Consider the following 14,282-nt stretch of genomic DNA (forward strand, 5'->3'; position numbering starts at 1 on the left):
GGCACGTCGCCGGCCGTGCCGCCGCAGACCCGGACGGTACGCGCGGAACGCCACGGCCCGCACCGGGGACTCGGACGGGGCCGGGAAGGACGAGGCCTGGCCCGGCGGCCCGGTCGGCGACGGCACCGGAGATCGGGGCGGTGGCGGATGCTGCTGAGCCCCATACCGGTGATCATCGTCCTGATGGTGCTCATCATCAGTGGCCTCGTCGCCGAGCGGATCACCGGTGTCACCGTCCTGCCGAGCGGATTGACCGAGGGCCTACGGCCACCGCCACGCAAGTTTCCCGTGCTGGCGGCCAGCGAGCCGGTCAGCGTCGCCAGCCAGGCGATCCGCCTCGACGCACCGGTACACAGTCTCGGCCTGGCCCCGGACGGCACGATCGCGGCTCCCAGCGCCGAGCAGGCCGACGAGGCCGGGTGGTACCGGGACGGCCCCACCCCGGGCCAGTACGGGCCGTCGGTGATCGTCGGGCACGTCGACACCCGTACCGGGCCGGCGGTGTTCCACAACCTGAACCGGCTACGGGCCGGTGACCGGGTCGAGGTCACCCGACAGGACAACTCGGTGGCGATCTTCGAGGTCAACACGACCAAGACCTACGACAAGGCACAGATCCCGGCGGACGAGGTGTACGGCGACTTCAGCCGGCCCGGCCTGCGCCTGATCACCTGCGGCGGCCGGTGGGTGGGGGGCAGCCTCGGGTACGCCGACAACCTGATCGTCTTCGCGTCGCTGGTTGGCTCCCGCCAGGCGTGACCACTCGGCCACACGGGAAGGCCGGCCACACCCACCGGGCATGAGCTCCACCGCTCCACCAGTGGCGTTCATGCCCGAACACCCACCGGGCACGAGCCCCACCGCTCCACCAGTGGCGTTCATGCCCGAACACCCACCGGGCACGAGCCCCACCGCCCCACCAGTGGCGTTCATGCCCGAACACCCACCGGGCACGAGCCCCACCGCCCCACCAGTGGCGTTCATGCCCGAACACCCACCGGGCATGAACGCTCAGGCTGCGGTCTCGACCTCCTGTAGGTCGAGCCAGTCGGCCCAGCGCGGATCCGGGGTCCGGTGACCCAGCACCCGCCAGGCGATCCCCTTCGGCGCGGCGGGTGGGGTGTGCAGTCGCCAACCCAGCTCCGCCGGGGTCTTGTCCCCCTTGGTGTGGTTGCACCTGGCGCAGGCCGCCACGACGTTCTCCCAGGCATGCCGGCCACCCCGGCTACGCGGGAAGACATGGTCGATGGTCTCGGCCGGGCCCCGGCAGTAGGCACACCGCCACCCGTCCCGCGCGAAGATCGCCCGGCGGGAGAGCCCGACGTGGGTCCGATAGGGCACGCGTACGAAGCGGGTCAACCGCACCACGGAGGGCACTGGCAGGGAGTTACGGGCGCTGTGCAGCACCCCCTCACCGTCGGCGACACAGACAGCTTTCGCCGAAAGCACGAGGATCGCGGCTCTACGCACTGACACGACACACAGCGGCTCATATGTGGCATTGAGCACCAACGCTCCGGAGCCCACCATGGGTCGTATGTCAGGCATCGCGCTCACCCTCTCGGTCGTGCTTCGCTCGCTCCTGTCACCTGAGCCGTACGGACCGTGGCCCGCCGGGATGGCGACCGCAGCCGACGCCGACGGATCACCGGCGTCCGTGCGCCAATAGTCCCCGATAGGTGCCTCGATTGCACGTACTAATCGGGGGTCCCGCTTGAAGCTTTTTCGCCCTGTGCCAAGATGACCGGTTCCGCGCATGTTGACCATGTGGCGCGTTGCGCCCTTCGCCACCCAACGGCGGGTCGGACGACGGAGCATGCCGCCGGTGCGGTACTAAACACCCGTGAACCCCGCAAGCCTGACCATCGATCCCTTCCTCGCCCTGCCGGCCGAGGAGACTCCCGCCCCCAGCCAGAGTTGTCGCGATGACCTGTTCTGCGAACAGATGTGGAAACTGACGGATTCCGCCTGGTTCGCCGAGAGCAGCTACTACGTCCTGGTCAAGCCGCTGCGCATCGTGGTGATCTTCCTGATCGCGGTGCTGCTCCGCTACCTGCTGCACCGCACCATCAACCGACTGGTCCGCAGCACCAGCGAGGGAGCGGTGCCGACCGTTCTCAAGCCGCTACGGGAACGGATCCCCACCGCCGCCATCGACGCAACCGCCATCTTCCCGGAGCGCCGCCGTCAACGGGCCGAGGCGATCGGCTCCGTGCTCCGCAGTCTGGTCACGGCCGTGGTCTTCTCGATCGCCGTACTGCTGATCCTCAGTGAGCTGAGCTTCGACCTGGCTCCCCTGCTGGCCAGCGCGGGTATCGCCGGTCTGGCGATCGGCTTCGGCGCGCAGACCCTGGTCAAGGACCTACTGGCCGGCCTGTTCATGCTGTTGGAGGACCAGTACGGGGTTGGCGACACGGTCGACCTGGGGGAGGCGACCGGGACCGTCGAGGCGGTGGGCCTACGGATCACCACCGTCCGCGACGTCCGTGGCGTCCTCTGGTACATCCGCAACGGCGAGATCATCCGGGTCGGTAACAAGAGCCAGGGTTGGGCGATGGTCGTCGTCGACATGCCGATCGGGTTCACCGGTACCGAGGAGGCGACCGCGGTTCTGCGTACCGCCGCGGAGTCGGTCGCGGTGGATCCGGAACTCGCCCCGTCGATCGTGGAGCCGCCCGAGGTGCTCGGCGTCGAAACCGTCACCGTGGACGGTGCCGTGATCCGTACCGTCGCCAAGACCACCGCGGACGGACAGTTCTCCGTGGGCCGGGAACTCCGCCGCCGGCTGGCCGAGGCGCTGGAGAATTCCGGGATCACCGCCCGGATAGCCGCAGCCCGGATGTTCCCCCGGCCGGCAGCGCCGCCCGAGGGCGACGGCGGGACCGGACAGGGGGGCGCAACCTGAGGAATCCGCGCCGCCGGACCCGGGCGGCGCGGAAGGAACAAGAAACCCGAATCCCGGCCAGGAGAAAGGCACGAAACCGACGCAGGCCCGCGCAGCTGACCTGTGACCAGGGAACCTGTCCATCGATGCAGGGGTCGCGCGCCACGCGGAGGGTCAGGTATCGTCCGTTCGTTCAGTCATAGATGCGACGTACTAGCCGTTCGCACTAGCCAGGTTGTCAGACTATCGGGCAGAATTCCGGACAGCTATCCCGGAGCGTGACGAAGACCTCGCTGATCCGCACATCTGACAACGTTTCCCGGCAGCCCCATCAGGAGTGGTCAGCGGCCGAGAACGATGGAGGCGCCTGGTGTCCGACGAGCGAAACGCCCACGAAGGGCCAGCTACCTTCCGTGAAGTGTTCGCCCCGTCCGAGTTCCGGGCGATCTACGCTTCGGGCGCGTTGACGTGGTTCGGCGACTACCTCACCAAGGCCGCCGTCAGCATCCTGGTGTACCAGCAGTCCAAGTCCGTCGCGCTCTCCGCTGCCGCGTTCGCGATGAGCTACCTGCCCTGGCTGATCGGCGGCCCGCTGCTCACCACGCTCGCCGAGCGGTATTCGTACCGGACGGTCATGGTCGTCTGCGACCTCACCCGCATGTCGCTGATCTCGCTGGTGGCCATTCCCGGCCTGGTTCCGACCCAGCTGATCCCCGTCGTGCTCTTCGCCTCCGCACTGGCCAATCCACCGAGCCAGGCGGCCAGGTCAGCGCTGATACCGTTCATCCTCACCGGCGACCGGCTGGTCGTCGGTCTGGGGCTCATCACCAGCACCGGCCAGGCCGCGCAGTTCACCGGCTACCTGGCCGGCGCGGCGATCTCCATCATCAACCCGCACCTGGCGCTCTTCCTCAACACGCTCACCTTCGCGTTGTCCGCGGTGCTCATCCGGTTCGGCGTCCGGCAACGGCCATCCGCCATGACCACCGCCCACCGCAGCCATCTGCTGCGGGAGACCGCGGAGGGCTTCCGGATCGTCTTCGGTACGCCGGTGCTGCGGGCCATCGCGATCATGGTCTTCGCCTCGATGCTCTTCGCCATCGTGCCCGAGGGGCTGGCTGCCGCCTGGGCCAACGAACGAGCCGACGGTGGGAACGCCCACCTCGCCCAGGGCATGATCATGGCGGCCAGTCCGATCGGTTTCATCCTCGGTGGCGTGGTGATCGGCCGGGCCGTCCGACCGGACCGTCGCCGATCCCTGATCCGACTGTTCGCCGTAATGGCACCGCTGGCGCTCGTACCGGCCCTACTGGACCCGTCACCGCCGGTGGTGGCTCTGCTGACGGCGATCACCGGCTTCGCCGTCGCCGGTCTCATGCCGGTGGCGAACGGGCTGTTCGTCCAGGCCCTGCCACAGGGATTCCGGGCCCGGGCATTCGGGGTGATGGGCACCGGCGTCCAGGTGATGCAGGGCGTGGCCGTGCTCCTGACCGGGCTGCTGGCCAACCGGTTCCCCATCCCGCTCACCGTCGGGCTGTGGAGCCTGGCGGGCGCCTGCCTGATGCTGGTCGCCGCCCTGAACTGGCCCACCTCCGACCGCTTCGAAGCCGCGATCGCCGCCGCCCGGGGTGGTGCCCCGGACAACGGAAGCGAGCCGACCGTCGGCGAGCCCGCCGGCCCCGCCACCGTCCCGACCGGCCAGGACCAGTCGTCCGGCCCCCAGGCCCGCCCGCCCGCCTCCCAGGCCGGCGTCGGGTCGGCGTGAGGCCCGCCATCCCCACCGCCGGGTCGGCGTGAGGCAGGCCGTACCCGCCGTCGGCTCGGTGTGAGGCAGGCCGCACCCACCGCGACACCCACGCGTCAACCGCGCTGCGGACAAGCTGGCAGGATGGAACGGTGAACCCCGCGAGTGAGCCGGCGCAGCCGCAGCCGGCAACGACCTTCTTCGAAGCGATCGGTGGCGAGCCGACCTTCCGTAAGCTCGTCGACGAGTTCTACGCCGGCGTGGCCGACGACCCGGTGCTCCGCCCGATGTACCCGGAAGCCGACCTCGGACCGGCCAACGACCGGATGCGGCTCTTCCTGATGCAGTACTGGGGCGGCCCGAACACCTACTCGGCCGAGCGCGGTCATCCGCGACTGCGGTTGCGGCATGCCCCGTTCCGGGTCGGTACGGTCGAGCGCGACGCGTGGCTGCGCCGGATGCGCCGGGCCGTGGACAGCCTCGACCTACCCGAGGAATACGCCCACACGCTCTGGGAGTACCTGGAGCGGGCCGCGCACTTCATGGTCAACGTGGACCCGGCCGACGAGGCCGCCTCCTGATCGACCGACCCGCCCGCTACCTGGACGCATGCTCATCGATCAGCGGATCGGAAGGGCGGCGGCCCCGCCGCCCTTCAGGGACCGGGTCAGCACCCGATCACCGAAGTACAGGAAGCACCGAACGCCCCGGTCGCCACGGGCCCATGCCTCCTCGGACGGAGTCCGGTACGCCGTTCCGGTCCGGTACCTCATCATTCCGTCGTCCGGCACCCCCACGTACCGGGCGATGACCGACCGGCAGCTTCGATGGGCCCGCCCAGGATCGTCGTCGAGTACGGCAAGGGAGGTGAGCGGGGCGGTCCAGGTCCCGACGTACTCGAAATGGTGTGTCTGGTCACAGGCTCGCGGCCACAGACTCCCCCACCGGTCAGCATCCAAGCAGCCGTACGACAGCGGTGACGGCTGGCGGAGGGCGCCACGCAGGCTGCCGTTGTGGTCGGCGGGATACTCCCTCGCGGTGTCGATCGCACTGAGGACGAAGATGTCGCAGCGGTACCAGCGGCTGCCGCCGGCCCAGCCGGCCGGCGACGGTGGCACGACCTGCACCGTCAATCGCGCGCCACGCCAGTCGGCCCCCACGAACTCCTGTGCCCGGGCGTCACAGTCGGGGAACACCGCCCGCAACGCGGCCGAGTCGACGGCCGGCGGGGTCGGACGATTGGCGTGCTCGGCGGGAAACTGTCCGACGTACAGGGTCTCGGCCTTGTGGGTCTTCCCGCAGTCCATCGGCGCGTAACTGGTCAGGTAGCCGACCCGGTCGGCCAGGGGATGGCAGACCCCGGTCTGCGGGACGAACTGCTGCGCCGGTGGAAGTCCACCCCAGTCGTCGGTCAGGTCGCTGTCCGTACCGGCCGGTCCTCCGCAGCCGGTCAGCAACGCCGCGATCAGGATGCCCGACACTGCCACACCCGGCCACCGCCGCATTGCGCCCTCCGGTCCCTCGCCGCGCTGGCGCAGCATACGGGACCGGAATCGCCTCCGAGCATTGGGTGACTGGACCCGGGTGTCCGGTTACGCCCCGCGTGGACGTGACTGCGGAACCGGTTAGAGCAGGGCTCCCTCGTCGTGCAGCCAGTCGACGAACGTGGTGGCCACGGCAGCGCCACAGTCGAGGATCTCGACCAGCAGCGCGTCGTGCGCCCCCGCGTTCAGCGGCACCTGCAACTCTGCGTAGATGGGCAGTTGACCGCGTTCGGTCGGGTCGCCCACGTACGCCTTACAGAACCGACGGGTGTGGTTCCACTCGTTGACCACCCGGTAGGCCCGATCGGCCCAGTCCGGGGGAACGGTGGCATGCGGACGGGCGCGCACGACGAGGATCTCGTCCTCCGGGCCCTCGAGGGTGAACAGCACGGCGTGCCGTTCCCACATCGCCAGTAGGTTGCCGTCCCCGTCGGCCAGGTACCGCACGTCGAGCAGGTCGAGGGCATTTCCGACCCGGTTGAGGGTGACCGGGGCGACCTCGCCCGCCATCTCCTTCATCGTGGACCGCGCAGTAGCCAGGCAGTCGTGCTCCGGCTCGCGCGGCGCGGGCGTTCCGACCCGTACGCTGTCTTCAGTAGTAACAGCAGAAGAAGATCTGCTTCGAGTTTCCGGTTCACCGCCACCGGTGTGACCGGGGCGCCATGACCACCACGGCATCGATCGCGCACCTCGCTCCCCAGCGGATCCATGCGCCTACAATGCGTTGGATCCGAGGGACGACGGTACCCGGATAGCCGGCTTGAGGCATCCCCCCAACGGCAGCACCAAACCAGACGTACTAGCGGGGATCATCCGTTCGGTGGAACTTGCACCACCTTCACCGCAAGATCACTTACCTTCTGCAACCATGCGACTCCATATGGTGCCGACAGGCCGATCCATCGACCGGCCTGCCGTACCTGCACCCGATCACCTTCGGCTGCCCCTTCGGGCCCCAGGAAACCCATCCGGACGACGGCCTGCACCAGCCGCTGGGACACCTCGATCCGAGGCAGGGCCGACACCCCGTCCGCCGCCGACGGCGTCACCACCAGCGCGACGTGGTCCAGCAACGCGTCCCGTACGGCCCGCTGGCCCACCGCCCGGCCAGCCACCCCCTGCACCACCGCGGTGCGCAACGTGCCCGCCGCCGCCGAGGCGATCCGGCGCAGATCGGCACCGGACACCGTCTCCATTACCCGACCGGCGGACATCGGCACCGGCCACCGCCAGTCGGCGTCGCGGCGGGGCGGCAGTCCCGCCCCGCCGCGGGCCAACTCGTCCAACAGCCCGGAGGCGGAGACGGTCGCGTCGCCCGGTCCCGTTCCGAACACCGTCCGGCTGACCAGCACCGCCCACGGTAGGCGGGCCCAGAGCGCGGTCCGCCGAACGGTGCCGGGCGGGTCAGCCGGGTGTCCGGAACGCAGTCGGACCAGCGCCGTCCGATCGAGGCGGGTCAGCCGGGACAGGAAGGCACCCGCGTCCGCCACCCCGGTCAGTCCGTGCCCGGCCGGAGCACCGGTCTCCCGCTGGTCGGTCACCATCCGCCGTCCTCAGCTTTCCGTCACGATCGGCCGTTGTCCCCCGCCGGCCCGGACACCGGGGCCAGCTCCGGCTCGGTGTACGGCAGCAGGAAGGCCCGTTCCTCGTCGGTGATCCGCCGGGGCCGCTGCTGCTTCAGGTCGAACGGTACGAGCACCGACCGGGCCCGGCTGGCCAACACGTCGCCGTCGAAGAGCTCGTAGGCGACGGTGAAGCTGGACACCCGGATCTCCGGGATCCACATCTCAATCCGGACGGTGGGTGCCTCGTCCGCCGTGACCCGGCTGAGCGCGTAGTCCACCGGGCGCAGGTAGTCGATCTCGTGCCGACGGATGACCACGCCGTCGGCGAACGAGCTGACGCCCCAGGCCCGGCCATTGGCGAACATCAGCGCCACCCGGGCCTCCTCGTAGAGGGTGAGGAAGCGGGCGTTGTTGATGTGGCCGTACGCATCGAGGTCGGACCACCGTAGCGTGCAGTGGTAGACGTACCGCTTGGCCTCAGTCACGGGTGAGCTTCCGGTAGGTGACCCGGTGCGGGCGGGCGGCGTCAGCACCGAGCCGGTCGACCTTGTTCTTCTCGTACGCCTCGAAGTTGCCCTCGAACCAGAACCACTTTGCCGGGTTCTCGTCGTCGCCCTCCCAGGCCAGGATGTGGGTGGCGACCCGGTCGAGGAACATCCGGTCGTGGGAGATGACCACGGCGCAGCCGGGGAACTCCAGCAGCGCGTTCTCCAGCGACGAGAGCGTCTCGACGTCCAGGTCGTTGGTCGGCTCGTCGAGCAGGATCACGTTGCCACCGATCTTCAACGTGAGCGCCAGGTTGAGGCGGTTACGCTCGCCACCGGAAAGCACCTTGGTTGGCTTCTGCTGGTCGGGGCCCTTGAAGCCGAAGGCGGCGACGTACGCCCGGGACGGCATCTCGACCTTGCCGACCATGAGGTGGTCGAGTCCGTCGGAGACGACCTCCCAGACCGTCTTGTTCCCGTCCAGCCCGGCCCGGTTCTGGTCGACGTACGACAGCTGCACGGTCTCGCCGATCCTGACGCCGCCGTCGGTCGGCTGCTCCAGCCCGACGATGGTCTTGAACAGGGTGGTCTTACCGACACCGTTGGGGCCGATGATGCCCACGATGCCGTTGCGGGGCAGCGAGAAGCTCAGGTTGTCGATCAGCACCCGGTCGCCGAAGCCCTTGGTCAGGCTGTTCACCTCGATGACGGTGTTGCCCAGACGCGGGCCCGGCGGGATCTGGATCTCCTCGAAGTCCAGCTTGCGGGTCTTCTCCGCCTCGCTGGCCATCTCCTCGTACCGGTCCAACCGGGCCTTGGACTTGGTCTGCCGGGCCTTGGCGTTGGACCGTACCCACTCCAGTTCCTCGGTGAGCCGCTTCTTCATCTTGGCGTCCCGGCGACCCTCGACGGCCAGTCGGGCGGCCTTCTTCTCCAGGTAGGTGGAGTAGTTGCCCTCGTAGCCGACGGCCCGGCCCCGGTCCAGCTCCAGGATCCAGCCGGCCACGTTGTCCAGGAAGTACCGGTCGTGGGTGATCGCCATGACCGTGCCGGCGTACTTGGCCAGGTGCTGCTCCAGCCACTGCACGCTCTCCGCGTCCAGGTGGTTGGTGGGCTCGTCGAGCAGCAGCAGGTCGGGGGCCTCCAGCAGCAGCTTGCACAACGCAACCCGGCGGCGCTCACCACCGGAGAGCTGGGTGACGTCGGCGTCCGGCGGCGGGCAGCGCAGGGCGTCCATCGCCAGTTCGAGCTTGGAGTCGATGTCCCAGGCGTCGGCGTAGTCCAACTCCTCCTGGAGCTTGCCCATCTCCTCCATCAGCTCGTCGGAGTAGTCCGTGGCCATCTGCTCGGCGATCTTGTTGAACCGCTCCAGCTTGGCCTTGGTCTCCGCGACCGCTTCCTCGATGTTGCCGAGGACGGTCTTGCTTTCGTTCAGCGGCGGCTCCTGGGCCAGCAGGCCCACGGTGTAGCCGGGCATCAGCCGGGCCTCGCCGTTGCTCGGCCGGTCGAGCCCCGCCATGATCTTCAGCAGGCTGGACTTACCCGCGCCGTTCGGACCGACCACGCCGATCTTGGCGCCCGGCAGAAAGCTCAGCGTCACGTTGTCCAGCACGACCTTGTCGCCGTGCGCCTTGCGCGCCTTTTCCAGGACGTAGATGTACTGGGCCACGGTGCGGCCTACCTCCAGAGTCTTTACGAGAGTCAGTGGGCTTGCTGCAAGCCACACAAGTCACGGACAGCGGTTGATGCCGCGCACGCCACCCTCAATCCTGACAGGTTCGGCCCGCTCCGCCCACATCACCCCGGCCGCGAGCCCCCGGACGGATCGGTCTGATCCGATCCAAAGGTCGGGAAGCTGTTCCGATCACCGGAAGATCCGTGTTATCGAGATCACTTACTGGTTTCTCCGGCCCTCTCGACTGGGAAGTGAGAGTGCCACGGCGCACCGCTACGCTCAGTACGCTCATGCGGTGAACCCGTAACCACCCGGAGGTGTGCGGATCGTGACGGTACGTAGCTCGTTCGTGGTCGTGGCCAACCGCCTGCCGGTTGACGAGGTGACCACGCCCGAGGGACGGCAATGGCGCCGAAGCCCCGGCGGTCTGGTCACCGCACTGCATCCCGTGCTCGTGGCGCATCAGGGCACGTGGGTGGGGTGGGCCGGTGGGGTCGGCGCGGCACCGGAGCCGTTCGGGCTGGACGGCATCGGGTTGCACCCGGTTCCGCTCAGCGCGGAGGAGTTGGAACGGTACTACGAGGGGCAGTCCAACGCCACGATCTGGCCGCTCTATCACGACGCGGTCGAGACTCCGGTTTACAAGCGCCGCTGGCGCGAGGCGTACCGGCTGGTCAATGCCCGATTCGCCGAGGCAGCCGCCGAGGTGGCCGCCGAGGGCGCGACGGTGTGGGTGCAGGACTACCAGCTTCAACTGGTCCCCGCGATGCTGCGGGAACTGCGCCCCGATCTGCGGATCGGCTTCTTCCTGCACATTCCGTTCCCGCCGATCGAGTTGTTCATGCAGATGCCGTTGCGGGCCGAGGTGCTCCGTGGCCTGCTCGGTGCCGACCTGGTCGGCTTCCAGCAGCGACTGGCCGCGCAGAACTTCGTCCGGCTGGCCCGCCACCTGCTCGGACTGCGGTACGAGGGCCAGATGATCCAGGTCGACGGTCGGCAGGTCAAGGCGGGTGCCTTCCCGATCTCGATCGACGTGGCCGAGATGGAACGGATGGCGACCGACCCGGCGGTGCAGGCCCGGGCCAAGCAGATCCGGGCTGAGCTGGGCAACCCCGAGACGGTCATCCTCGGCGTCGACCGGCTGGACTACACCAAGGGCATCGAGCTCCGTTTGAAGGCGTTTCATGAGCTCTTGTCTGACAAAAAGTTGACAGTTCCCGAGGCTGTTATGGTGCAGGTCGCCACACCCAGCCGGGAGCGCGTCGAGCACTACCAGGCACTTCGGGTCAAGGTGGAACGCGAAGTTGGCCGGATCAATGGCGAATTCGGCCGAGTCGGCGTGCCGGCCGTCCATTATCTCCACCAGTCGTACAGTCGCAGTGAACTAGCCGCGCTCTACTGCGCGGCTGACGTGATGATGGTGACCCCACTGCGAGACGGAATGAATCTGGTGGCCAAGGAGTACGTCGCATCGCGCGCGGACACAGGTGGCGCGCTCGTGCTCAGTGAGTTTGCAGGCGCTGCCACGGAGCTGCGCCAAGCTTTTCTCTGTAACCCGCACGACCCGGACGGCGTGAAGGACGCCCTGCTGCGTGCCGTGCACGTCGACAAGTCGGAAGCAAAGCGTCGGATGCGGATCATGCAGCGTCATCTCCGCGCCCACGACGTCGGGCACTGGGCCCGGTCCTTCCTGAACGAGCTCGGCGTCCCCGAAAAGGAGGCGGCGTGAAGACGGCCGTCCTCGATGGCGCGCCGCCGGCCGCTGACCTCATCGACCCCGCGCTCCGGGCGGCCATCGGTCGCATCGCCCGGGTCCCGCTGCTCCTGGTCGCCTGCGACTACGACGGCACGCTGGCCCCGATCGTGGAGGACCCGAGCAAGGCGGTACCCCTGCCCGAGTCGGTCGCCGCGATCCGCGCCCTCGCCTCCCTGCCGCAGACCACCGTGGCCGTCGTCTCCGGTCGCGCCCTGCGCGATCTCGCCACCCTCTCCCGCCTGCCCAGCGAGGTCCACCTCGTCGGCAGCCACGGGTCGGAGTTCGACATCGGTTTCGTGGAACGCCTCTCGCCGGAGCTGCTGGCAGTCCGGACCCGCCTCCGCAACGAGCTGCGGGAGATCGTCGGCGGCCAGGCCGGCGTACGGCTGGAGAGCAAGCCGGCCAGCATCGCCGTACACACCCGGGCAGCGACGCCCGAATCCCGGGCAGCGGTCACCGAGGCGGTGCTCAACGGCCCGGCGACCTGGCCGGACGTGACGGTCACCCAGGGCAAGGAGGTCATCGAACTGTCGGTGATCGCCACCCACAAGGGGACCGCGGTCGACCAGCTCCGTACCCAGATGTCGGCCAGCGCGGTGCTGTTCATCGGCGACGACATCACCGACGAGAACGCCTTCGGCAACCTGCACGGCCCGGACATCGGCATCAAGATCGGCCCGGGCGAGACCAGGGCGGACTACCGGGTCGCCGAGCCGATCGAGGCCGCCCGGGTCCTCGGCCTGCTGCTGGAGACCCGTCGGCACTGGCTCTTCGGCGAGCGGGCGGTGCCGATCGAGCGCCACTCGATGCTGGCCAACGGCCGTACGGTTGCCCTGGTCACGCCCGAGGCGAAGCTGACCTGGCTCTGCCACCCCAAACCGGACTCGTCGGCGATCTTCGCCGATCTGGTCGGCGGCAGTCCCGCCGGGCACTTCACCGTGGCTCCGGAACGCGGTGGCCTGCCGTTGGGTCAGCGCTACCGGGCCGGCACGATGACCGTGGAGACCCGCTGGTCCGGGCTGACCGTCACCGACTGGCTGGACCGCCCGTCCGCCGACGACGTACCGGCCGGTAGCGCGGTGATCAGCGGTGACTCGACGCTGATCCGGGTACTCAGCGGCTCCGGCCGGGTGCAGTTGGAGTTCGCCCCCCGCCCCGAGTTCGGCCAGGTCGCCGTACAGCTCCAGCCGTTGGCCGACGGCCTGCTGGTGCTCGGCTCCAACGAGCCGGTGGCGCTCTACTCCCCCGGCATCGAGTGGGACGTGGTGGCCGACGGTGGATACGAGACCGGCCGGGCCCTGGTCGACCTCACCGCCGCCGGTGGCTCGGTCACCCTGGAACTGCGCTTCGGCTCGCACAGCCTGGAGCACCACCGGGTGCCGGTGCACGAGCGCCAACTCGCCGCCGAGCGGCCGTGGCAGACCTGGGTCGAGGGCCTGCGACTGCCCACCACCGCCCGGGAGATGGTCAGCCGCAGCGCCCTGACGCTGCGCGGACTCTGCCACGAGGCCACCGGTTCGATCCTCGCCGCCGCGACCACGTCGCTGCCCGAGGAACTCGGCGGGGTACGCAACTGGGACTACCGCTACTGCTGGCTACGCGACGCGGCGATGACCGCCCGGGCCCTGGTGGACCTGGGGTCGATCACCGAGGCGGAGGCGTTCCTGCGCTGGGTCGACGGTTGCGTCGAGCGCACCGGCGGGCACCCGGAGCGGCTGCACCCGCTCTACACGGTGGACGGCTACGAACTCGGTGCCGAGGCGGTCATCGACACCCTGCCCGGCTACGCCGGCTCCCGGCCGGTACGGGTCGGCAACCTGGCCAACCACCAGCTCCAACTCGACGTCTTCGGGCCGATCGCCGACCTGCTGGCCGGTGTGGCCGACCTGCGCGGCTCGGTGCGTGACACCGAGTGGCGGGTGCTCGAATCGATGGTCGAGGCGGTGAGCCGCCGCTGGCACGAACCCGACCACGGACTGTGGGAGGCCCGCCTGCCACCCCGGCACCACGTCTACTCCAAGGTGATGTGCTGGATGACCGTGGACCGGGCCCTGCACGTGGTCCGTCGGCACGGTGGCCAGGACCGGCCGGACTGGGTCGAACTGCGGGACCGGATCGGCCACAACGTCCTCGAGTACGGCTGGCACGAGGGTGCCCAGGCCTACAGCGTGGCGTACGGCGACGAGGAGATGGACGCCTCCTCGCTCTGGATCGGCCTGTCCGGGCTGCTGCCGGACGACGACCCGCGCTTCCTCTCCACCGTGCTGAAGATCGAGGCGGATCTGCGCAGCGGTCCGGTCGTCTACCGCTACCACTGGGACGACGGCCTGCCCGGCCGGGAGGGCGGATTCCACATCTGCACCGCCTGGCTGATCGAGGCGTACCTGCGCACCGGCCGACGGGCCGATGCTGAGGAACTGTTCTGGCAGATGGTCGACACCGCCGGGCCGACCGGGCTACTGCCCGAGCAGTACGACCCGCTGGCCGAGCGCGGTCTGGGCAACCACCCGCAGGCGTACAGCCATCTCGGGCTGATCCGCTGCGCCCTGCTGCTCGACAACATGGTCAAGTCCTGACCCAACCTGGTTGATCATGAAGTTGTTGCCCGCGGACACGGCGTGTCGCGGGC

Annotated in this window: 12 protein-coding genes; 6 read left to right on the forward strand and 6 right to left on the reverse strand. The window is 69.2% G+C overall.

From position 1 onward, the window contains the following. Positions 1–15: 15 nt before the first annotated feature. Positions 16–759 (forward strand): class F sortase, encoded by a 744-nt coding sequence (locus ACFQ4H_RS12145; protein WP_377570382.1) that lies wholly within the window; start codon positions 16–18, stop codon positions 757–759. Positions 760–1,011: 252 nt separating this feature from the next. Here ACFQ4H_RS12145 and ACFQ4H_RS12150 read toward each other — a convergent pair whose 3' ends face one another. After that, a complete protein-coding gene (locus tag ACFQ4H_RS12150; RefSeq protein ID WP_377570179.1) occupies positions 1,012–1,548 on the reverse strand; it encodes an HNH endonuclease in 537 nt (178 codons plus the stop codon). A 295-nt stretch (positions 1,549–1,843) separates the two neighbouring features. On the opposite strand from ACFQ4H_RS12150, the gene ACFQ4H_RS12155 reads away from it, so the two are divergent. The 3 genes from ACFQ4H_RS12155 to ACFQ4H_RS12165 all read left to right on the forward strand — a co-directional run bounded on the left by ACFQ4H_RS12155 (position 1,844) and on the right by ACFQ4H_RS12165 (position 5,209). Continuing rightward, a complete protein-coding gene (locus tag ACFQ4H_RS12155; protein WP_377570181.1) occupies positions 1,844–2,905 on the forward strand; it encodes a mechanosensitive ion channel family protein in 1,062 nt (353 codons plus the stop codon). A gap of 346 nt (positions 2,906–3,251) precedes the next feature. Next, positions 3,252–4,649 carry an MFS transporter gene (locus ACFQ4H_RS12160; protein ID WP_377570383.1) on the forward strand — a complete coding sequence of 466 codons (1,398 nt, stop codon included), beginning with the start codon at positions 3,252–3,254 and terminating at the stop codon, positions 4,647–4,649. A 131-nt stretch (positions 4,650–4,780) separates the two neighbouring features. Continuing rightward, positions 4,781–5,209: a globin gene (locus ACFQ4H_RS12165; protein ID WP_377570183.1), complete on the forward strand. Its 429-nt coding sequence runs from the start codon at positions 4,781–4,783 to the stop codon at positions 5,207–5,209. Between the two features lie 39 nt (positions 5,210–5,248). Here ACFQ4H_RS12165 and ACFQ4H_RS12170 read toward each other — a convergent pair whose 3' ends face one another. The 5 genes from ACFQ4H_RS12170 to ettA all read right to left on the reverse strand — a co-directional run bounded on the left by ACFQ4H_RS12170 (position 5,249) and on the right by ettA (position 9,891). Then, positions 5,249–6,109 (reverse strand): septum formation family protein, encoded by an 861-nt coding sequence (locus ACFQ4H_RS12170; protein ID WP_377570185.1) that lies wholly within the window; start codon positions 6,107–6,109, stop codon positions 5,249–5,251. 144 nt (positions 6,110–6,253) lie between these two features. Continuing rightward, on the reverse strand, positions 6,254–6,850 hold the full coding sequence (locus ACFQ4H_RS12175) for a type III secretion system chaperone family protein (protein ID WP_377570187.1): 597 nt from the start codon (positions 6,848–6,850) through the stop codon (positions 6,254–6,256). Positions 6,851–6,981: 131 nt separating this feature from the next. After that, positions 6,982–7,716, reverse strand: coding sequence for a hypothetical protein (locus ACFQ4H_RS12180; RefSeq protein WP_377570188.1), 735 nt, complete (start codon positions 7,714–7,716; stop codon positions 6,982–6,984). Between the two features lie 20 nt (positions 7,717–7,736). Continuing rightward, a complete protein-coding gene (locus tag ACFQ4H_RS12185; protein WP_377570189.1) occupies positions 7,737–8,222 on the reverse strand; it encodes an acyl-CoA thioesterase in 486 nt (161 codons plus the stop codon). Next, positions 8,215–9,891, reverse strand: a complete 1,677-nt coding sequence (gene ettA / locus ACFQ4H_RS12190) for an energy-dependent translational throttle protein EttA (protein WP_377570191.1) — start codon at positions 9,889–9,891, stop codon at positions 8,215–8,217. Before ettA ends, ACFQ4H_RS12185 begins: the two co-directional genes overlap by 8 nt. 334 nt (positions 9,892–10,225) lie before the next feature. Here ettA and ACFQ4H_RS12195 point away from each other — a divergent pair, with 334 nt between their 5' ends. Both ACFQ4H_RS12195 and otsB read left to right on the forward strand, forming a co-directional pair. Further along, positions 10,226–11,626, forward strand: coding sequence for an alpha,alpha-trehalose-phosphate synthase (UDP-forming) (locus tag ACFQ4H_RS12195; RefSeq protein ID WP_377570193.1), 1,401 nt, complete (start codon positions 10,226–10,228; stop codon positions 11,624–11,626). Next, a complete protein-coding gene (otsB, locus tag ACFQ4H_RS12200; RefSeq protein WP_377570195.1) occupies positions 11,623–14,229 on the forward strand; it encodes a trehalose-phosphatase in 2,607 nt (868 codons plus the stop codon). Before ACFQ4H_RS12195 ends, otsB begins: the two co-directional genes overlap by 4 nt. Positions 14,230–14,282: the final 53 nt, after the last annotated feature.

The organism is Micromonospora sonneratiae, assembly GCF_042679305.1.
GTDB classification, from domain to species: Bacteria; Actinomycetota; Actinomycetes; order Mycobacteriales; family Micromonosporaceae; genus Micromonospora_H; species Micromonospora_H sonneratiae.